Here is a 17,362-nt window from a genome sequence, read left to right as displayed (position 1 = left end):
GTCAAACAGGCCCGGAAATTCAGTTGTTCCAGAGAGGATTCTCGATCTTCCCGATAAATGTTGCGTGCCGCTGCAGTTCTTCCTCGCTCGCCGCGTGAGGCCTTGGTTCGCGCCGCTCGCCCGTCGCGCGAGAGAGGATCTTGTCCTTTGCGCCCTCGTTGGCGCGTTCGGTGGCGGTATCATCCTCCGCGAGCCCCAGTCCGATCTGCCTTCCGCCGGTCAGCTCGACATAGACCTGTGCCAGCAATTCGGCATCGAGCAGCGCGCCGTGCTTCACACGATGGCTCCGATCGATGCCATAACGGGTACACAAGGCGTCGAGCGAAAGCTTGGCGCCCGGGTGCTTCTTGCGCGCAATGGCAACGGTATCGACCATGCGGCTGGTGCAGACCGCTTCCATCGACGCCAGTTCCAGCTCTGTGTTGAGAAAGCCGAAATCGAACCCGGCATTATGCGCGACCAAAGGCGAATCGCCCAGGAACTCGAGCAGTTCGGCGGCTTTCTCAGGGAACAGCGGCTTGTCGGCCAGGAAAGCGCTTGAAAGCCCATGCACCGCTTCAGCGGCGGCGGGCATATCGCGCTGCGGATTGAAATAGGCGTGATAGGTAGAGCCGGTCGGAACCCTGTTGAAGAGTTCAATGCATCCGATTTCAACCAGCCGGTCTCCCGTCTTGGGATCCAATCCGGTGGTCTCGGTGTCGAACACGATCTCACGCATTGATTCCCATATCGGCCTTCAATTGCCTTGGCGCAAGGGATTCAAAGGTCGATTCCGATGAATTATTTATCGCGCAGGTTCTCGATCAGCTCTTTGACCGCCGCTTCGGTCTCGGCAAGTGGGGTTCCGGTGTCGATAACATAGTCGGCACGCTCGCGTTTTTCTGCATCGGGGACCTGAATCGAGAGGATATGCGCGAATTTGTCAGGCGTCATTCCTTCGCGCGCAAGCACCCGTTTGCGCTGAACTTCAGCAGGAGCGGATACGACGATCACCGCATCGACCTGCTCATACCCGCCCTTTTCAAACAGCAGGGGTATGTCGAACACCACCATCGGCGCGCCAGCGTGTTCGATCATGAAGGCCTGGCGCTCAGCGGCAACGGCGGGATGGACGATCTCCTCCAGACGTTTGAGCGCAGCGGGATCGGCAAAGACTTGCGCACCCAGTTCCTCGCGCTTCACTCCGTCCGGCCCCGTGGATCCGGGAAAACCCGCTTCGATCGCCGGGAGCAGCACACCGCCCGGTCCCTGCATTCGCCTCACTTCGGCATCGGCGTCGAACACCGGCACACCTGCTCGCTCGAACATGTCGGCGACGGTCGACTTTCCCATGCCGATCGAGCCGGTGAGGCCGAGGATCTTGGGATGGCTCATCGCGTCAAAATCTCGCGCAACTCCCGATCCCCATCGTTGCGAGGTGCAGCGACTCCAAAGAACTTTTCGAAAGCGATCGCCGCCTGGCCGATCAGCATGGAGAGCCCGTCCACCGTCTCAAATCCTGCGGCGCGGGCGGCAGCAAGCAGCGGAGTTTCGAGCGGATAGGTGACGATATCATAGATGATCGAACCGGGCGGCACATGGCTGAAGTCCAGCTCCAGCGGTGGCTGGCCCGCCATGCCGAGTGGGCTGGCATTGACGACAAGATCGAGGCAGCCCTCGCGGTCGTCGAAGGCAAAATCGGTCGGGTCGGCAAAATGGGCGAGGTCGATCGCATGACGCTCGCCATCGGGTGCCAGTTCATCGAGCAGCGCACGGGCTTTTTCCGGGTTTCGCCCGGCGAGGACCAGCGTGAAGCCTTCGCCGGCAAGCGCAGTGATGATCGCCCGTGCCGCGCCGCCGGTGCCGAGAACGCGCGCCATGCGGAAAAGGTGCTGCTTCTCCAACTCCTTGCGCAGTGGTTCGAGAAAACCCCCGGCATCGGTGTTGTATCCCTTGAGCTCCCCGCCCCCGAGTGGAACGATCGTATTGACTGCACCGATAGCGCGGGCGAGCGGATCGATCGCATCGAGCGCTTCCATCACCGCCTGCTTGTGCGGCATGGTGACGTTGCAGCCACGCCAATCGGAATCGTCACGGCATTCGGCAAGGTAGCCAGCCAGTCCGTCACTGGGAACGTGGCACGCCCGATATTCCGCTTCGATCCCCAGCTTGCCGAGCCAGAAATTATGGATCGCGGGCGATTTCGATTGAGCAATCGGATCGCCGATGACTTCTGCGTAGGGCGTCACGATTCAAGCACCCCCAGCTCGCGCAAGGCGCCGAGCACTGGAAGCAAGGGCATGCCGAGCACGGTGAACTGGTCGCCCTCAATTCGTTCGAACAATTGCACGCCCATGGCTTCGATCCGGAACACGCCGACGCAATGGCCGACTTCCGGCCATTCATGATCGAGATAATGCTCGACAAAGCTCTCCGAAAGCTCCCGCACATGCAGCTGCGCGAGTGCGGCCTGGCTCCATTCGCAAGTGTCATCGCGCACCAGAGCTGCCGCGCTATGCAGCTCCATCACCTTGCCGGAGAAGAAGCGCAAATGCTCTGCTGCCTGGGCGCGGTTTGCTGGCTTGTCGAAACGCTGACCCTCGCACACCACCAGGCTGTCGCTCCCCAGCACCAGCCGGCCCGGATGTTCCATTGCGACCGCCTGTGCCTTTGCGACAGCCAGCGCTTCGGCCACCTCTGCCGCTACGCAACCCTCAAGCCCCCTTTCAACCGCTCGCTCGTCCAGCGCTGCAGGGATTGCATCATGGGCCACGCCTGCCGCGTCGAGCATGGCCCGGCGCGACTGCGATTTTGACGCCAGGATAATCATATCGGCTTGGAACCAAGCAAGGAGGGATTCTCATCCGATCCGCGCTGGCTCAGCAGCCGGATCGCAGCAGCAGCCGTCTCTTCGATCGAGCGCCGGGTCACATCGATCACCGGCCAGCCATTGTCGGCAAACATCCGGCGCGCATATTTCACCTCGTCGCGCACATGCCCGTCATCGACATAGCTGGTCTCCGTATCCTCATGCAGGCTGAGCAGCCGGTTGCGGCGAATCTGCACCAGACGTTCCGGCGCGGTAGTCAGCCCGATCACCAGCGGCCGGCGCAAACGGAACAGCGCTTCGGGCGGCGGGCTTTCAACCACGATCGGGATATTGGCGGTCTTGTAGCCGCGATTGGCAAGATAGATGCTGGTGGGCGTTTTCGAGGTGCGCGACACGCCAGCAAGCACCAGGTCGGCCTGTTCCCAATTCTCCCAGCCCACGCCATCATCATGCGCGATGGTGAACTGGATCGCTTCGACACGCTTGAAATAGGCTTCATCCATCAAGTGCTGGCGGCCCGGGCGCCCATGCGCCTCTTGCCCCAATTGCGATTCGAGAGCTTCTGTCACGGCGTCGAGCACAGGCACTGCGGGCAGGCCAATCTGGCGGCAATGTTCTTCCAGCCGAGCGCGCGTTTCGGCATTGACCAGAGTGAAAAGAACGAGGCCGGGGTTAGCGGCAAGATCGGGCACGATCCGGTCGAGATGCTGACGCGATCTCACCATCGGCCAAAAATGGCGCGTGACGTCGGCATCCTCGAACTGAGCAAGCGCCGCCTTGGCGATCATCTCGAGTGTTTCGCCGGTCGAATCCGAAACCAGATGGAGGTGCAGCCGATACATGGAGAGCTTATGTATTCATTGCGGAGTTTTGGCCTTTATCGCCTGTGGAGAACAACCGGCATAAACCACGGGAGAAACCTGCCGACAAGTTCGGGGAGGAAAGCCATGCCCACTATCAGCCCTTTCCCCCATGTGTTTCTCGACATGGCGGGGTGGTTTTCGACAGGCTGGGGACAAGGCGAATAAGTTTGACTCGACTCACGCAATCCGGCGATTCGCGTCAAGGCATGGTACTTTGCATCGCGGGAGAAATCGGGCAGAGGGCCGCTGTCCCCGAAATCCACAGGGCCAACAGACTCCATCATCCTTCTATAAATTTACTTATTTTATTGATTGGACCCTTCGAATGCCTGGCTTGCTCCTCGAAACGCTGAAAGGAAAGCGATCGGACAAGGTGCCCATGTGGCTCATGCGCCAGGCTGGGCGCTACCTCCCGGAATATCGCGCTTTGCGGGCGGAGAAGGGCGGTTTTCTCGATCTCGTCTATGACAGCGAGGCTGCTGCCGAAGTTACTGTGCAACCGATCCGGCGGTTCGGTTTCGACGGCGCGATCCTGTTCTCCGATATATTGATCGTGCCGCATGCCATGGGGCAGGGGCTTGAGTTCCTTGCGGGCGAAGGACCCAAGCTCTCGCCACGATTGCTCGACGCGCGGCTTGAGAGTTTCACTGCTGCGCCCGAACGCTTCGATCCGGTCTATGAGACGGTACGCCTGTGCCGTTCGCAGCTGGCAAGCGATGTGACCATGCTCGGCTTTGCCGGTAGCCCCTGGACTGTCGCGACCTATATGGTCGCTGGCGAAGGTAGCCGTGACCAGCATGAGACGCGTGCCTTGGCCTATCGCGATCCCGCGCTTTTCCAGGCAATCATCGATGCGATTGCCGATGTGACGATCACCTATCTGCGCGGCCAGATCGATGCTGGAGCCGAAGCGGTGCAATTGTTCGATAGCTGGGCTGGCAGCCTGGCGCCCGACGAATTCTCGCGCTGGGTGATCGCGCCCAATGCCCGCATCGCCGCGGCGCTGAAGGAGTCGCATCCCGGTGTTCCCGTGATCGGATTCCCCAAGGGTTCGGGCGAGAAATTGCCCGCCTATGCCCGCGAAACGGGCGTCGATGCAGTGGGTGTGGATGAAACCGTCGATCCGGTCTGGGCCAATGAAGCCTTGCCCGAAGGGATGCCGGTGCAAGGCAATCTCGATCCGCTCTTGCTGCTGGCTGGCGGGGACCGGCTGGTGGACCGGACACGCGAGGTCCTGCACGCCTTTGCTGAGCGTCCGCATGTCTTCAATCTGGGCCACGGGATCGGCCAGCATACGCCCATCGCGCATGTCGAGGCGCTGGTTGCGACGGTTCGCGGAGGTTAGGGGGTGACGAACGCCCTGGGCCTTCCTAAATGCACGGAGCAATGCAGGACGCTCTCGCCATGATCTATCTCTGGCTCAAGGCCGGCCACATCATCTTCGTGATTTTCTGGATGGCGGGCCTGTTCATGCTGCCGCGGCTGTTCGTCTATCACCAGGAAGCGCCCGAAGGTTCGGAAGAGGCGGCGCGCTATACCGAACGCGAGCAGCGGCTGCTCAAGATCATCCTTTTGCCCTCGATCATCGTAGTCTGGGTGCTTGGGCTGGCGCTGGCCATGACGACCGGTGCATTCAGCCAGGGCTGGTTTCACGCCAAGTTACTGTTGGTGCTGTTGCTCTCGGGTTATCACGGCTGGCTCGCATCCTATGCGAAGAAACTGGCGCGCGGTGAGCGTTCTCTGGATGGCAAGACGCTGCGCCTGCTCAACGAAGTGCCGGGTCTCGCTGCCGCACTGATCGTGGTGCTGGTGGTGGTGAAGCCCTTCTGATCGGCGCGGATCATCGCTGCTTCGGTCAAACACTTCACTCTTCGATTGACGGCGCTGCCGCAGGCCCGTATTTTGTCACTCCAATTCCGGTTCAGGCTCCGCATTTCTGCGTAGCCCGGTCTGCTTTCTCCAAGCCCAAGCCCTTTTCGACACCACATCGTTTGGGGCGCCTCGTCCACAGAGGTAACGACCTGCCGGCCATCTCCTAGACGGAATAAAGAAATGCATCTCAAGGAACTCAAACAGAAAACCCCGGCCGAGCTTGTCGCGATGGCCGAAGAACTGGGCGTCGAAGGCGCCAGCACCATGCGGCGACAGGACCTGCTGTTCAGCATCCTGCGCGAACTGGCCGAAGACGAAGAGTATGAAGACAAGATCATGGGCGTCGGCACGATCGAAGTGCTGCAGGATGGCTTCGGCTTCCTGCGTTCGCCCGAGGCCAATTACCTCGCCGGGCCCGACGATATCTATGTTTCGCCCAACCAGATCCGCAAATGGGGTCTGCGTACCGGCGATACGGTCGAAGGCGAGATCCGCGCTCCCAGGGACGGTGAGCGCTATTTTGCCCTGACGAGCCTCACCAGCGTCAATTTCGACGAGCCGGAGGCTGTGCGCCACCGCACCAATTTTGATAACCTCACGCCGCTCTATCCGGACCAGAAGCTGACGCTCGACACGATCGATCCGACGGTGAAGGACAAGTCGGCCCGCGTGATCGATATTATCGCGCCGCAAGGGAAGGGTCAGCGCGCGCTGATCGTCGCGCCGCCGCGTACCGGCAAGACGGTGCTGCTGCAGAACATCGCCAAGGCCATCACCGATAATCACCCTGACGTGTTCCTGCTGGTCCTGCTTGTCGACGAGCGGCCGGAAGAAGTGACCGACATGCAGCGCAGCGTGAAGGGCGAAGTGATTTCCTCGACCTTCGACGAGCCGGCCAATCGCCACGTCCAGGTCGCCGAAATGGTGATCGAGAAGGCCAAGCGCCTCGTCGAGCACAAGCACGATGTCGTGATCCTGCTCGATTCGATCACCCGCCTCGGCCGTGCCTACAACACCGTCGTGCCCAGCTCGGGCAAGGTGCTGACCGGCGGTGTCGACGCCAATGCGCTGCAGCGTCCCAAGCGCTTCTTTGGTGCGGCGCGTAACATTGAGGAAGGCGGTTCGCTGTCGATCATTGCTACCGCGCTGATCGATACCGGCAGCCGTATGGACGAAGTCATCTTCGAAGAGTTCAAGGGCACCGGCAACAGCGAAATCGTGCTCGACCGCAAGGTTGCCGACAAGCGCATCTTCCCTGCGCTCGACGTGGGCAAGAGCGGTACCCGCAAGGAAGAGCTGCTGGTCGAAAAGGACAAGCTTTCCAAGATGTGGGTGCTGCGCCGTATCCTGATGCAGATGGGCACAGTCGATGCGATGGAATTCCTGCTCGACAAGATGAAGGATTCGAAGACCAACGAAGACTTCTTCGAGACCATGAACCAGTAGGTTTGCACTGTCTGCCCCGCGCCATATCGTGCTCACCGGAGCGCCCGGCGCGGGCAAGACGACTTTGCTGGATGCAGCTTCGGGTGCGGGCCTGCGAACCTCGCCCGAGGTCGCTCGCGAACTGCTCCAGCGACCGGGCGGGATGGAATTGCGCGAAAGCGATCCGCTCGGTTTCGCCGAAGCCATGCTCGATGCGCATAGGCGCGAGTTTGAGCGGCATGGTTCGGCGCAGGATTCAGGGCAGGGCGAGGCCAACCCGGTGCTGTTCGATCGCGGCTTTCCCGATGTCGTCGGATTTCTCGAAGTCTCAGGCCTTCCAGTCTCGCCTGCAATCGACCGGGTTTGCCGCGAGCTGCGTTATCTCGGCCCCGTTCTGCGCGCGCCGGCCTGGGCCGAGATTTACCGGCAGGATGCCGAGCGAATCCAGAACTGGGAGGAAGCCATCGCCAGCGATGAGGCAGTCACTGCAGCCTGGCGGCGCTATGGCTATGACCCGATCGATCTGCCGTTTGCGCCGGTGGATGAGCGGTTGAGGTTCTTGCGAGACTTGCTTTAGCGGCTCGCTTCGAGCTGTGCCGCCATCATCTCCCACACCTTGTTGATCGCCTTGAGCGGGCGGACCATCACCTTGAAATCCACGATCAGCCCGTCCTCGTCGAAGGCGATCATGTCGATCCCGTTGATCTGTATGCCGTCCATCTCTGTGACGAATTCGAGCACGGCGGTATTGCTGTCGACAATCTCGCGCACATAGCGAAAGCTATCATTGCCGAGCGTCTGACCCGCGGCGGTGAGATAGGCGGTCACGATCGGGCGCCCGCGCTGCGGCGTGTGGACCACGGGCGAGTGAAACACCGCGTCTTCGTGGAGGATTTCTGCCAGCGCCTGCGGATCGTTCCCGCCTGCAACCACCGCATGCCACTTCTTCAAGCCTTTGTGTGCGCTCATGCTACCCTCGCAAATGTATCCGCGCTGGCAGCGTTCCAGTGGCGGCCGATCGGTACCGAGTTCGGATCGTCGAGCAGAATGCCTTCATCGACGAAGGTGTAAACCCGGTCGATCGAATCCGAACGGACGCCGTTGACGCGTTCGCGCATGTCGCGCGGTTTGATATCCCACGGCGTTTCTAGTCCCATGGCGATCACGATTTCGCGCAGCGAATGGAGCGTCTGTTTCTGGAAGCGGGCGACGCGCGGTGCCTTGTCTTCCACCACCAGTCCGCGTTGTCGCCACCGAGTCTGCGTCGCAATTCCGGTGGGGCATCGTCCGGTATGGCAATTCATCGACTGGACGCAGCCGAGCGCGAACATGAAGGGCCGCGCGGCGTTGCACCAGTCTGCCCCCAGCGCAAAGCTCTTGGCAAGTTGCGCCCCCGAGTGAATCTTGCCCGATGCGGCGATCGCGACCTTGTCCTTCATACGTGTGCCGACCAGTGCATTACGCACAAGAATCTGCCCTTCGCGCAGCGGCATTCCCATGCTGTTCGACAGTTCAAGCGGAGCCGCGCCGGTCCCGCCTTCGGCGCCGTCCACGGTGATGAAATCGGGATACATGCCGGTTTGCTGGATAGCCTTGGCGATTGCCATGACCTCGTGGGGCTGGCCGACGCAGAGCTTTATGCCGACCGGTTTTCCGCCCGACATTTCACGCAGTTGGCTCAGCCATTCGAGCATTTCGCAAGGAGTTGAAAATGCCGAATGCGAAGCGGGCGATACGACGGTTTCGCCGATGGGTACCCCTCGCGCTTCGGCTATTTCCCTTGTGACCTTGGGGCCGGGCAGCACGCCGCCATGTCCGGGCTTTGCACCCTGGCTGAGCTTGATCTCGATCATCTTGACCTGATCGCTCTGGGCATTGTCGCGGTACTGCACGGGATCGAACGAGCCATCGCTGGCGCGTGCGCCGAAATAGCCGCTGCCGATTTCCCATATCAGGTCGCCGCCCGGTCCGCGGTGATAGCGGCTGATACTGCCTTCGCCCGTATCATGCGCGAAGCCGCCCATTTTCGCGCCTGCGTTTAGCGCTTCGATCGCGCGGGCGGAAAGCGAGCCGAAGCTCATCGCGGAAATGTTGAGCAGCGCTGTATCGTAAGGCTTGGAACAAGTTCCTGCACCGATCGTCTTGCGCCATTCCTCGGGCGCATCCTCGCGCGGGGTGATCGAGTGGCTCAGCCATTCATATTCGTCCGAATAGACATCGAGCTCGGTCCCCATCGGATGGGAATCAAGATCGCCCTTGGCCCGGGCATAGACCAGTGCACGCGCCTGATGGCTGAAGGGCCTCCCTTCGAGATCGCCTTCGACGAAATAGCTTTGCGCAAAGGGACGCAGTTCGTTGGATAGCCAGCGGATTCGGGAAATGAGCGGGTAATTGCGCCTAAGTGTATGGTGTGTCTGGAGAAAATCCCACCATGCAATCACCGTTGCCGGCGCGAGCAGGGCCAGCGCCAGATTGCCGGGCCATTTGAGCAGAACTGTGCCCAGCGCGGTGAGAGCTGTCAGCAGCAGCGGGATCAGATTGCGCCAGGGCAAGAGCAAGTTGTCCGTCGCTTTCAATCAGGCGAGGTGTTCGGCGAAGAAGGCGGCGGTCCGGCCATCGGCCAGTTGTGCGCCCTGCTCGTCGCGGCGCGTTCCGCTCTCGGTTGCAAATCCGTGATCGAGCCCTTCGTAATCGTGCAAGGTCACTCTGGGGTGATCGTCCAGTGCGGCATGCATCGCGGCTTGGGCTTCTGGCCCGACGAAATGATCGGCTGTGGGAATATGCAGCATGAGTGGCCTGGCGATGGCATGGATCTCGCCAAGCATCTGGTCGATCATCACGCCGTAATAGCCCACCGACGCGTCGATATCGGTGCGTGTCGCGGTCATATAGGCGAGTCTGCCGCCCAGGCAGTATCCGACGCAGCCGACCTTGGGCACGCCCGCTTGCTGCCGGATCCAGTGGATCGTCGCTTCAATGTCCTTCACCCCGTCATCGGGGTTGTATCTGCCGAAGTAATCGAAGGCTTCGTTGAGTTCGGCCTCGACATCGGGATCAAGCTCGATGCCGGGTTTGATGCGGAAGAACAGGTCGGGCGCCACGGCGAGGTATCCCTCGGCCGCCCATTTGTCGCATTTGCCGCGAATGCCCGGGTTTACGCCAAAGATCTCCTGAATCACGATGATTGCAGCCTTGGGTGTGCCTTGCGGGCGCGCGACATAGGCGGAGAAACTGGCATCGCCGTCCAGTGTGGAAATCGTCACGGTCTCGGTCATTTCGGGCGTGCTCCTTTGTTTTCATTCGCAATTGGGCTTATCGCTTGCGCAGGGGGATTGCCAAACCCAAATATCGGCGCATCTATGTTTGGTCATTCCGCTGTCATGGAATGTAACGGAGGAAACGCGATGAAGGTCAATATCGAAATCGACTGCACGCCGGAAGAGGCGCGGACCTTCATGGGTCTGCCGGATCTGTCCAAGGCCAACAGCGTCTATGTCGATACCATGGCCAAGGCGATGAAGGGTGTGACCAATCCTGAACAATTGCAGGAATATGCCCAGCAACTGGCGCCGATGGGCCAGATGGGGCTGAAATTGTTCCAGAGCTTCATCGAAGGTGGAATGATGCCAGGTGCATCGGGCAAGAAGAAGTCGGACGACTGACCGCGCAAGCGCTGCAATTGAATGGCTGACACGATCTACGCGCTTTCGAGTGGCGCACCCCCGGCTGCCATCGGTGTGATCCGCGTGAGCGGGCCTGAAGCGGGGCGCGCTTTGACGGCGTTGGCGGGACGGGCAATAGAACCGCGCCATGCCTCTTTGGCCAGATTGCGCGATTCCTCCGGCGAGCTTCTCGATCAGGCATTGGTAGTGTGGTTTCCCGGCCCGGATACCGCGACGGGCGAGGATCTGGCCGAACTCCATTGCCACGGTGGCCGTGCGGTCATCGCTGCGGTCGAGCGGGCATTGGGTGCTATGGATGGATTACGCGCGGCCTTGCCGGGTGAGTTCACGCGGCGCGCCTTTGCCAATGGCCGCATCGACCTTGCGGAAGCGGAAGGCCTGGCTGATTTGCTCGCGGCAGAGACAGAGCTTCAGCGTGGTGCGGCGATGGCGATGGCGGGTGGCGGGTTGTCGCGCCTGGTTGATGGATGGCGCGATGCGGTGCTGGTGCTTTCCGCTCAGGTCGAGGCGGCGCTCGATTTCTCGGACGAAGACGACGTTGACGCATTGCCGGAGCATTTTTCGAAGGATTTGGGTGCTGTGCATGAGGAGCTTTGCAGCTGGCTCGAGCGCCCGAGTGCAGAGCGTTTGGGTGAGGGTTTCCGGGTTGTCCTCGCCGGCCCGCCAAATGCAGGAAAATCTACATTATTCAATGCATTATGCGAGAGTGAGGCAGCGATAACCTCGCATATTGCGGGGACCACGCGCGATGTGATTGAACGATCGGTCGCGATTGCGGGAATTCCCTTTACCTTCATCGATACCGCGGGATTGCGTGAGCAGACTGGAGACGAAATCGAGCGGATCGGTGTCGCGCGGGCGCGTGAACAGCTTGACCGTGCCGATCTGGTCATTTGGTTGGGGCCCGAGACCGAGGGGCCGGAGGATTGCTGGGAGGTGGAGGCGCAGATCGATAGACTGGCGCATCCGGTCAAGAACGATCCCGTTTTCCGCGTCTCTGCCGTGACAGGCGAGAATCTGGATTTGATGAAGCGCGCATTGGTGAAGCGGGCCCGGTCCTCCATGCCCAGGCCAGGCGAACTTGCGCTCAACGTGCGGCAGCGCGCTTTGGTGGCGGATGCTGCTGAGGGTCTGTCGGCAAGCTTGTCGGTTTCGGACCCGCTATTGGTGGCTGAAGGATTGCGGCGTGCCCGGCTCGCTTTCGACCGGTTGATCGGTCGCGCGACGACCGAAGATATGCTCGACGCGCTTTTCGGGCGTTTCTGTATCGGGAAATAGGTCTGCTGCGCCGGATTGTTCCACGTGGAACATCGGCACGTCGCAATTATCCGGTGTTTCACGTGAAACAGTTTTGACGGCTCACTCGCTGTCTACTATCGGGCGGAGCATGCGAAGCTACGATATCCTTGTGGTCGGCGGCGGTCATGCCGGTGTCGAGGCGGCCTGCGGTGCCGCTCGCATGGGTGCGCGCGTCGGCCTGGTCAGCTTCGATCTTGATGCCATCGGAGCTATGAGCTGCAATCCGGCGATCGGTGGCTTGGGCAAGGGGCACCTTGTGCGCGAAGTCGATGCGCTCGACGGTGTGATCGGCCGCGCGGCGGATGAGGGCGCGATCCACTACCGGATGCTCAATCGCTCGAAAGGAAGCGCGGTCTGGGGGCCGCGTGTTCAGGCTGACCGCGTGCTGTTCAAGGCAGCGGTGCAGCGTATGGTTCGTGCGCAGCCGGGTCTCGAGCTGATCGAGGGAGAAGCGGCTGCGCTGCGTTTCGCGGGCGGGCGCGTGTCCGGCCTGGAGCTCGCGGATGGGATGGTGCTGGACGCGCAGGCGGTGGTCCTGTGCACCGGAACTTTCCTGGGCGGAAGGCTGTTTCGCGGCGAGGAGCGCTTCGAAGGTGGGCGCATCGGCGAAAATGCCGCATTTAAGCTGGCCCAGCAGTTGCGTGGAGCGGATTTGCCCATGGCGCGGCTCAAGACGGGAACTCCGCCACGGCTTGACGGGCGGACGATCGACTGGGCCAGCCTCGCGGAGCAACCTTCCGATGCGGACGAATGGACGATGTCGCCGCTTTTCACGCGGCGCTCCAATCCGCAGGTCTTTTGCGCGATTACGCGCACGACCGAGGCTGCGCATGACGCGATCCGCGCGAATCTCCATCGTTCGCCGCTCTTTACGGGCGCAATCGATGCGATGGGGCCGCGCTATTGCCCATCGATCGAAGACAAGATCCACCGCTTCGGTGATCGCGATGGACATCAGGTTTTTCTCGAACCCGAGGGGCTTTCGACGCATCTTGTCTATCCCAACGGGATCAGCACTTCGCTGCCTGCCGACGTTCAGCTCACCATGTTGCGCGCGATGCCGGGACTTGAGAATGTCACCATGGGAGTGCCTGGATATGCGGTCGAATATGATCATATCGATCCGCGTGCTCTGACACCGAAGTTGGAACTGCGCGCTATGCCGGGGCTCTACTGCGCGGGGCAGATCAATGGGACCACCGGCTATGAAGAGGCTGCGGCGCAAGGCCTCGTCGCGGGGCTCAACGCGGCTGCAGCCATTGTTGAACGTGAAGCACCCGCGCTTGACCGCGCCAATTCCTATATCGCGGTGATGGTGGACGATCTCACGCTGCAGGGTGTGAACGAGCCCTACCGTATGCTTACGGCGCGAGCGGAATATCGCCTGCGTCTGCGCGCGAACAACGCCTCGACCCGGCTCACTCCCCTGGGGATCGCAGCCGGTTGTGTCGCCGAGGAACGCGCGGAATGGTTTACCCGCCGCGAAGATCGCAGGGCGGAATATGAACGTGCGTTCGATGGCGCCATTTCGGCGAAGGAACTGGCCGATGCCGGGCTTCCTGTGCGCCGCGATGGCGGGGACAAGCCTGTGAGCGAGTGGGTGCGGCATGACGGGGTTGGGCTTGCCAATCTTGCGCCCTGGCTGAGTGAGACCCTTAATCCAGAAGATCCGCTGGTCGAGGAAATGGCAGAGGATGCCGCTTACGCTCCCTATCTCGCGCGGCAGGACGCGGAACTGCGCGATTTGCGTGCGAGTGAAAGCCTGCTTTTGGGGGAGCATTTCCCCTTTGCCAGCGTGCCAGGCCTCTCAAACGAAATGGTCGAACGGCTCACCGCGGCCAGGCCAGTGAGCCTTGCGGCGGCAGGGCGTATCCCGGGGATCACGCCTGCCGCGCTTTCGGCCTTGCTCGTCCATGCCCGACGCAGGCAGCAGGCCGCGTGAACTCTGTTATGATTGCTGACGAGTCTACCGCGCGCGATTTTGTCGCTTCGCTGGCCAATCAAGAAGCGATGGAGCGATTGGAGTTGCTGATCGCGAGGCTTCTTGAAGAAAACCGCAAACAGAACCTGATTTCGCGCCCGTCCGAAGAAACGGTCTGGCAAAGGCACATCGCCGATAGCGCTCAGTTACTGAAATTTGTTCCACGTGAAACATCAGGCAAGTGGCTCGATCTGGGGACGGGTGCCGGATTTCCAGGCCTGGTCATCGCCGCCATCGAGCCGGAATTCCCTGTAATCCTTGTTGAATCGCGTGCGCGCCGGGTTGAGTGGCTCAATCGGGTGGTGCAGGAGATCGGTCTGTCCAAATGCGAGATCGAAGGCAGACGGCTTGAGGTGGTCACTCCTTTCCCGGCCAGTGTCATTTCGGCACGGGCCTTCGCGCCTCTGCCCAAACTCCTCCGCTTATCCGCACCATTTTCCACAAAAGCGACGACCTACCTGTTGCCCAAAGGGCGTTCCGCGGCGCAAGAATTGGCAGAGCTGCCAGCGAAGAGTCGGAAATTGTTCCACGTGGAACAATCATTGACCGATTCCGACGCAGGCATCATCGTGAGCACCCCAATGCCGGAATGATTTACCGGAGAAAGTGGACCGAAACCGATGATTACCATTGCCATTGCGAACCAGAAGGGCGGGGTTGGCAAGACCACCACTGCCATCAACATTGCCACGGCAATGGCTGCGACGGGCTGGCGGACGCTGCTGATCGATCTCGATCCTCAGGGCAATGCTTCGACCGGCATGGGTGTCGGTAGCGAAGCGCGCGATCTTTCGAGCTACGACTTGTTGGTTGATGAGGTCCCGCTCAGCGAAACCATTGTAAAAACGGGTATTCCCGGTCTTGACCTGGTTCCGGCGACAGTCGACCTCAGCGGAGCCGAGATTGAGCTGGTTTCGGTCGAAGAGCGTGCTGAACGGCTTTCGCGGGCTTTGCACAACCACCGTGGGCACGACATCTGCTTCATCGATTGCCCGCCGTCGCTTGGGCTTCTGACGCTGAATGCGCTCTCGGCGGCGGACACGCTGCTGGTGCCGTTGCAATGCGAGTTCTTTGCGCTCGAGGGCTTGAGTCAGCTTCTGCAGACGGTCGAGCGCGTGCAGCAGGCGCTCAACCCGTCGCTCGGAATCACCGGCATCGCACTGACCATGTTCGATCGGCGCAACAATCTCACCGATCAGGTCGCAGATGATGTGCGCGAATGCCTCGGAAACCTTGTTTTTGAAACAGTTATTCCGCGCAATGTGCGACTGTCGGAAGCGCCCAGCCATGGCATGCCGGCGCTCGTTTACGATCATTCCTGTCCCGGAAGCCGGGCCTATATCGCCCTGGCGCGCGAACTTATCGGGCGCTTGCCGCGTGAAAGGAAAGCCGCATGAGCGATACCACCGATCCGATCCGCTTTTCGGTCCCGCATCGCAGCGCTTCCGACCGCAAGAAGAAACTCGGCAAGGGCCTCGGCGCGCTGCTGGGTGAATCCCGCCGTGAAGAGCCGCTGGTAAGGAGAGAAATTACCGGCGCAGCGGAAACTGGCTCTGAAACAGGTGATTACCGGAACTCCGCGCTGACTTCGCTTGAAATTGCCTCGATTGAGCCATTGCCCGGTCAGCCGCGCAAGAGGTTCGACGAGGCATCGTTGAACGAACTTGCCGCCTCGATTTCGGCGCGTGGTGTGATTCAGCCGGTTATTGTTCGTCCGCGCGGCCAGGGTCGCTACCAATTGGTGGCGGGCGAACGCCGTTGGCGAGCGGCGCAAAAGGCACAATTGCACGAAATCCCGGCACTGGTCCGTGATCTTGACGATCGTGAGGTCATGGCACTGGCCCTGATCGAGAACATCCAGCGCGAAGATCTCAATCCGGTTGAAGAGGCGCGCGCCTACCATCGGTTGAGTGAAGAGGAGGGCATGACGCAGGCTGAAATTGCGCGCATGGTCGAAAAGTCGCGCAGCCACGTCGCCAATCTCCAGAGATTGTTGCAACTTCCAGATCAAGTCCTTGATATGGTGGAGGAAAATCGCCTTTCCATGGGTCATGCCAGGGCATTGATCGGGCAGGAAAAAGCGCTCGAACTGGCGCGCCGCGCGGTCAATGACAATCTTTCCGTCCGTGAAGTCGAAAAGCTCGCTCGTAACGGTGGTGCGGATGCGGCTGGCAGAGCGAAAGCCGGGCAGTCGTCGCGCGAACCGGCCAAGGATGCCGATATCGCCGCGGTCCAGGCACATCTCGAGGAGTTTCTCGGCATGAATGTGCGGATCAAGACCGACGCCGATCCGCGATCGGGCGCGGTCACGATCCGGTACCGCACGCTCGACCAGCTCGACCTCATCTGCCAGCGACTGACTGGCGGCGATATCTAGAGATCAAGCTCGTGGTTCAATTTAGGGGTTCTTCTGAAGAATCCCGGCGCGACTCTGTGTGGCAATTCGTTCCGCAGGCGAGTTTTGCCATTGCCAAGTTGCGTGGCGCGACTTTGATTGGCTCAATCAGCTTCCCTTGATCGACTTGCGCTTGATCGGAACCGATTTGCCGGACTGCTTGATCAGTTTGGTCGGTGCAGGCGGCTGAGGTTCCTCGATGATACGCCTCGCAGGCTCGCGGGGCAGTGCAGGTTCGTCGACCCATTCCTCGCGGACCCTCTCGCGTACGACCACACGCTGAGGTATTTCCTCGCGCACTTCGATCATCGCCATCGGTTGCTGGCAGGCGCAGGCGGGAGCCTGAACCGGCGCATAAGCATAGGCAGGGGCATATGCGCCATAATAGGGCGCCGGCATGTTGCGATATGCGACGTGCTGAACGGGATAGCTCGTGCCGCTCATATAGCGATCCAATGCCGCCTCGCAGTCATAGACAGGCTCGGATTTCTTGCCCGAATCGATCGCGCTGCCAATTGCTGCCCCGGCCAGTCCACCCAGGCCGCCACCGATCAAGGTTCCTGCCAGGCGTTCGCTGTCCCAAACCCGATTGCCGATGATTCCGCCGCTGATCGCGCCGAGCAAGGCCCCGATAATTCCGCCTCTTTTCTCGCGATCGACGCCGCGGGTGCGGGCATGGCATTCTTCCAGCCAGGTTTCGCGGTCGAAAGTGACGGGATAGGAAGCAGGGTAGGGCGCATAACCATGTTGGGCATAATCCGCACCATGATGCGTCATTTCCGGTTCCATGCGCACGGCGGAAGGTTGCACATCGCGCGAAATCCAGCGGGTCCGCGTCACGGTCTCGACATTGTCGGTGGTGGCGGGCGTGATCGTTTCCGCATACTCGACCGGCAAAGTCTCATAGCCTTCCGGAATATCGCCGGAACTCGCCGCCGTTTGCGCATAGGCGGTTGATGTGCCCAGCGCCGACAGGGCAAACGCAGCGGCGGCCAGGAAACGGGTATTTTGCATCATGATCCCCCCAGGGCTGCG

General features: G+C 60.8%; 19 protein-coding genes. 10 read left to right on the top strand and 9 right to left on the bottom strand.

Features of this window, described 5'->3' with window-relative positions:
• Positions 1 to 19: 19 nt before the first annotated feature.
• The 5 genes from dnaQ to ACQY6C_RS05940 form a co-directional block, all read right to left on the bottom strand.
• Entirely contained in the window at positions 20 to 718 is a 699-nt protein-coding gene (dnaQ, locus tag ACQY6C_RS05960; RefSeq protein WP_427966088.1) for a DNA polymerase III subunit epsilon, read from the bottom strand.
• 62 nt (positions 719 to 780) lie between these two features.
• The gene (gene coaE, locus ACQY6C_RS05955; RefSeq protein WP_427966085.1) at positions 781 to 1,374 is read right to left on the bottom strand and encodes a dephospho-CoA kinase; all 594 of its coding nucleotides are present in this window, start codon (positions 1,372 to 1,374) and stop codon (positions 781 to 783) included.
• Entirely contained in the window at positions 1,371 to 2,231 is an 861-nt protein-coding gene (gene aroE, locus ACQY6C_RS05950) for a shikimate dehydrogenase (protein ID WP_427966364.1), read from the bottom strand. Before aroE ends, coaE begins: the two co-directional genes overlap by 4 nt.
• The gene (locus ACQY6C_RS05945; RefSeq protein ID WP_427966082.1) at positions 2,225 to 2,809 is read right to left on the bottom strand and encodes a Maf family protein; all 585 of its coding nucleotides are present in this window, start codon (positions 2,807 to 2,809) and stop codon (positions 2,225 to 2,227) included. The genes aroE and ACQY6C_RS05945 overlap by 7 nt, the downstream gene beginning before the upstream one ends.
• Positions 2,806 to 3,651 carry a pyruvate, water dikinase regulatory protein gene (locus tag ACQY6C_RS05940; protein ID WP_427966079.1) on the bottom strand — a complete coding sequence of 282 codons (846 nt, stop codon included), beginning with the start codon at positions 3,649 to 3,651 and terminating at the stop codon, positions 2,806 to 2,808. The genes ACQY6C_RS05945 and ACQY6C_RS05940 overlap by 4 nt, the downstream gene beginning before the upstream one ends.
• Positions 3,652 to 3,997: 346 nt before the next feature.
• Between ACQY6C_RS05940 and hemE the strand changes: the two genes are divergently transcribed.
• The 4 genes from hemE to ACQY6C_RS05920 all read left to right on the top strand — a co-directional run bounded on the left by hemE (position 3,998) and on the right by ACQY6C_RS05920 (position 7,546).
• Positions 3,998 to 5,017, top strand: coding sequence for a uroporphyrinogen decarboxylase (gene hemE / locus ACQY6C_RS05935; RefSeq protein WP_427966076.1), 1,020 nt, complete (start codon positions 3,998 to 4,000; stop codon positions 5,015 to 5,017).
• A gap of 41 nt (positions 5,018 to 5,058) precedes the next feature.
• Positions 5,059 to 5,502 carry a CopD family protein gene (locus ACQY6C_RS05930; protein ID WP_427966073.1) on the top strand — a complete coding sequence of 148 codons (444 nt, stop codon included), beginning with the start codon at positions 5,059 to 5,061 and terminating at the stop codon, positions 5,500 to 5,502.
• A gap of 222 nt (positions 5,503 to 5,724) precedes the next feature.
• On the top strand, positions 5,725 to 6,990 hold the full coding sequence (rho, locus tag ACQY6C_RS05925) for a transcription termination factor Rho (protein WP_427966070.1): 1,266 nt from the start codon (positions 5,725 to 5,727) through the stop codon (positions 6,988 to 6,990).
• A gap of 28 nt (positions 6,991 to 7,018) precedes the next feature.
• Positions 7,019 to 7,546 carry an AAA family ATPase gene (locus tag ACQY6C_RS05920; RefSeq protein WP_427966067.1) on the top strand — a complete coding sequence of 176 codons (528 nt, stop codon included), beginning with the start codon at positions 7,019 to 7,021 and terminating at the stop codon, positions 7,544 to 7,546.
• Here ACQY6C_RS05920 and ACQY6C_RS05915 read toward each other — a convergent pair.
• The 3 genes from ACQY6C_RS05915 to ACQY6C_RS05905 are packed head-to-tail and all read right to left on the bottom strand — an operon-like array spanning position 7,543 to position 10,244.
• Positions 7,543 to 7,938 (bottom strand): nuclear transport factor 2 family protein, encoded by a 396-nt coding sequence (locus ACQY6C_RS05915; protein ID WP_427966064.1) that lies wholly within the window; start codon positions 7,936 to 7,938, stop codon positions 7,543 to 7,545. The genes ACQY6C_RS05920 and ACQY6C_RS05915 overlap by 4 nt on opposite strands.
• Positions 7,935 to 9,545: an FMN-binding glutamate synthase family protein gene (locus ACQY6C_RS05910; RefSeq protein ID WP_427966062.1), complete on the bottom strand. Its 1,611-nt coding sequence runs from the start codon at positions 9,543 to 9,545 to the stop codon at positions 7,935 to 7,937. Before ACQY6C_RS05910 ends, ACQY6C_RS05915 begins: the two co-directional genes overlap by 4 nt.
• Positions 9,546 to 10,244 (bottom strand): dienelactone hydrolase family protein, encoded by a 699-nt coding sequence (locus tag ACQY6C_RS05905; RefSeq protein ID WP_427966061.1) that lies wholly within the window; start codon positions 10,242 to 10,244, stop codon positions 9,546 to 9,548.
• 129 nt (positions 10,245 to 10,373) lie between these two features.
• Between ACQY6C_RS05905 and ACQY6C_RS05900 the strand changes: the two genes are divergently transcribed.
• From ACQY6C_RS05900 to ACQY6C_RS05875, 6 genes are all read left to right on the top strand, one after another.
• Positions 10,374 to 10,631: a DUF6489 family protein gene (locus ACQY6C_RS05900; protein ID WP_427966059.1), complete on the top strand. Its 258-nt coding sequence runs from the start codon at positions 10,374 to 10,376 to the stop codon at positions 10,629 to 10,631.
• A gap of 21 nt (positions 10,632 to 10,652) precedes the next feature.
• Positions 10,653 to 11,930 carry a tRNA uridine-5-carboxymethylaminomethyl(34) synthesis GTPase MnmE gene (mnmE, locus tag ACQY6C_RS05895; RefSeq protein ID WP_427966057.1) on the top strand — a complete coding sequence of 426 codons (1,278 nt, stop codon included), beginning with the start codon at positions 10,653 to 10,655 and terminating at the stop codon, positions 11,928 to 11,930.
• Positions 11,931 to 12,039: 109 nt separating this feature from the next.
• A complete protein-coding gene (mnmG, locus tag ACQY6C_RS05890; RefSeq protein WP_427966054.1) occupies positions 12,040 to 13,893 on the top strand; it encodes a tRNA uridine-5-carboxymethylaminomethyl(34) synthesis enzyme MnmG in 1,854 nt (617 codons plus the stop codon).
• An 8-nt stretch (positions 13,894 to 13,901) separates the two neighbouring features.
• Positions 13,902 to 14,525: a 16S rRNA (guanine(527)-N(7))-methyltransferase RsmG gene (rsmG, locus tag ACQY6C_RS05885; RefSeq protein ID WP_427966361.1), complete on the top strand. Its 624-nt coding sequence runs from the start codon at positions 13,902 to 13,904 to the stop codon at positions 14,523 to 14,525.
• 27 nt (positions 14,526 to 14,552) lie between these two features.
• Positions 14,553 to 15,329 carry a ParA family protein gene (locus ACQY6C_RS05880; RefSeq protein ID WP_427966051.1) on the top strand — a complete coding sequence of 259 codons (777 nt, stop codon included), beginning with the start codon at positions 14,553 to 14,555 and terminating at the stop codon, positions 15,327 to 15,329.
• Positions 15,326 to 16,309: a ParB/RepB/Spo0J family partition protein gene (locus ACQY6C_RS05875; RefSeq protein WP_427966049.1), complete on the top strand. Its 984-nt coding sequence runs from the start codon at positions 15,326 to 15,328 to the stop codon at positions 16,307 to 16,309. The genes ACQY6C_RS05880 and ACQY6C_RS05875 overlap by 4 nt, the downstream gene beginning before the upstream one ends.
• 126 nt (positions 16,310 to 16,435) lie before the next feature.
• Here the strand turns inward: ACQY6C_RS05875 and ACQY6C_RS05870 are convergent, their stop codons facing one another.
• Positions 16,436 to 17,344, bottom strand: a complete 909-nt coding sequence (locus ACQY6C_RS05870) for a YMGG-like glycine zipper-containing protein (RefSeq protein ID WP_427966047.1) — start codon at positions 17,342 to 17,344, stop codon at positions 16,436 to 16,438.
• Positions 17,345 to 17,362: the final 18 nt, after the last annotated feature.

The sequence above is a fragment of the Altererythrobacter sp. genome (assembly GCF_050299635.1).
Taxonomy (GTDB): Bacteria; Pseudomonadota; Alphaproteobacteria; order Sphingomonadales; family Sphingomonadaceae; genus Erythrobacter.
This window is presented reverse-complemented; position numbering and strand designations above follow the sequence as displayed.

Coding starts and splice junctions, on each gene's coding strand:
- ACQY6C_RS05915 (WP_427966064.1), bottom strand. CDS start 7,938: ATGAGCGCACACAAAGGCTTGAAGAAGTGGCATGCGGTGGTTGCAGGC.
- ACQY6C_RS05905 (WP_427966061.1), bottom strand. CDS start 10,244: ATGACCGAGACCGTGACGATTTCCACACTGGACGGCGATGCCAGTTTC.
- mnmE (WP_427966057.1), top strand. CDS start 10,653: ATGGCTGACACGATCTACGCGCTTTCGAGTGGCGCACCCCCGGCTGCC.
- hemE (WP_427966076.1), top strand. CDS start 3,998: ATGCCTGGCTTGCTCCTCGAAACGCTGAAAGGAAAGCGATCGGACAAG.
- ACQY6C_RS05945 (WP_427966082.1), bottom strand. CDS start 2,809: ATGATTATCCTGGCGTCAAAATCGCAGTCGCGCCGGGCCATGCTCGAC.
- ACQY6C_RS05880 (WP_427966051.1), top strand. CDS start 14,553: ATGATTACCATTGCCATTGCGAACCAGAAGGGCGGGGTTGGCAAGACC.
- ACQY6C_RS05940 (WP_427966079.1), bottom strand. CDS start 3,651: ATGTATCGGCTGCACCTCCATCTGGTTTCGGATTCGACCGGCGAAACA.
- ACQY6C_RS05870 (WP_427966047.1), bottom strand. CDS start 17,344: ATGATGCAAAATACCCGTTTCCTGGCCGCCGCTGCGTTTGCCCTGTCG.
- ACQY6C_RS05930 (WP_427966073.1), top strand. CDS start 5,059: ATGCAGGACGCTCTCGCCATGATCTATCTCTGGCTCAAGGCCGGCCAC.
- mnmG (WP_427966054.1), top strand. CDS start 12,040: ATGCGAAGCTACGATATCCTTGTGGTCGGCGGCGGTCATGCCGGTGTC.
- rho (WP_427966070.1), top strand. CDS start 5,725: ATGCATCTCAAGGAACTCAAACAGAAAACCCCGGCCGAGCTTGTCGCG.
- ACQY6C_RS05875 (WP_427966049.1), top strand. CDS start 15,326: ATGAGCGATACCACCGATCCGATCCGCTTTTCGGTCCCGCATCGCAGC.
- coaE (WP_427966085.1), bottom strand. CDS start 1,374: ATGAGCCATCCCAAGATCCTCGGCCTCACCGGCTCGATCGGCATGGGA.
- dnaQ (WP_427966088.1), bottom strand. CDS start 718: ATGCGTGAGATCGTGTTCGACACCGAGACCACCGGATTGGATCCCAAG.
- ACQY6C_RS05900 (WP_427966059.1), top strand. CDS start 10,374: ATGAAGGTCAATATCGAAATCGACTGCACGCCGGAAGAGGCGCGGACC.
- rsmG (WP_427966361.1), top strand. CDS start 13,902: ATGATTGCTGACGAGTCTACCGCGCGCGATTTTGTCGCTTCGCTGGCC.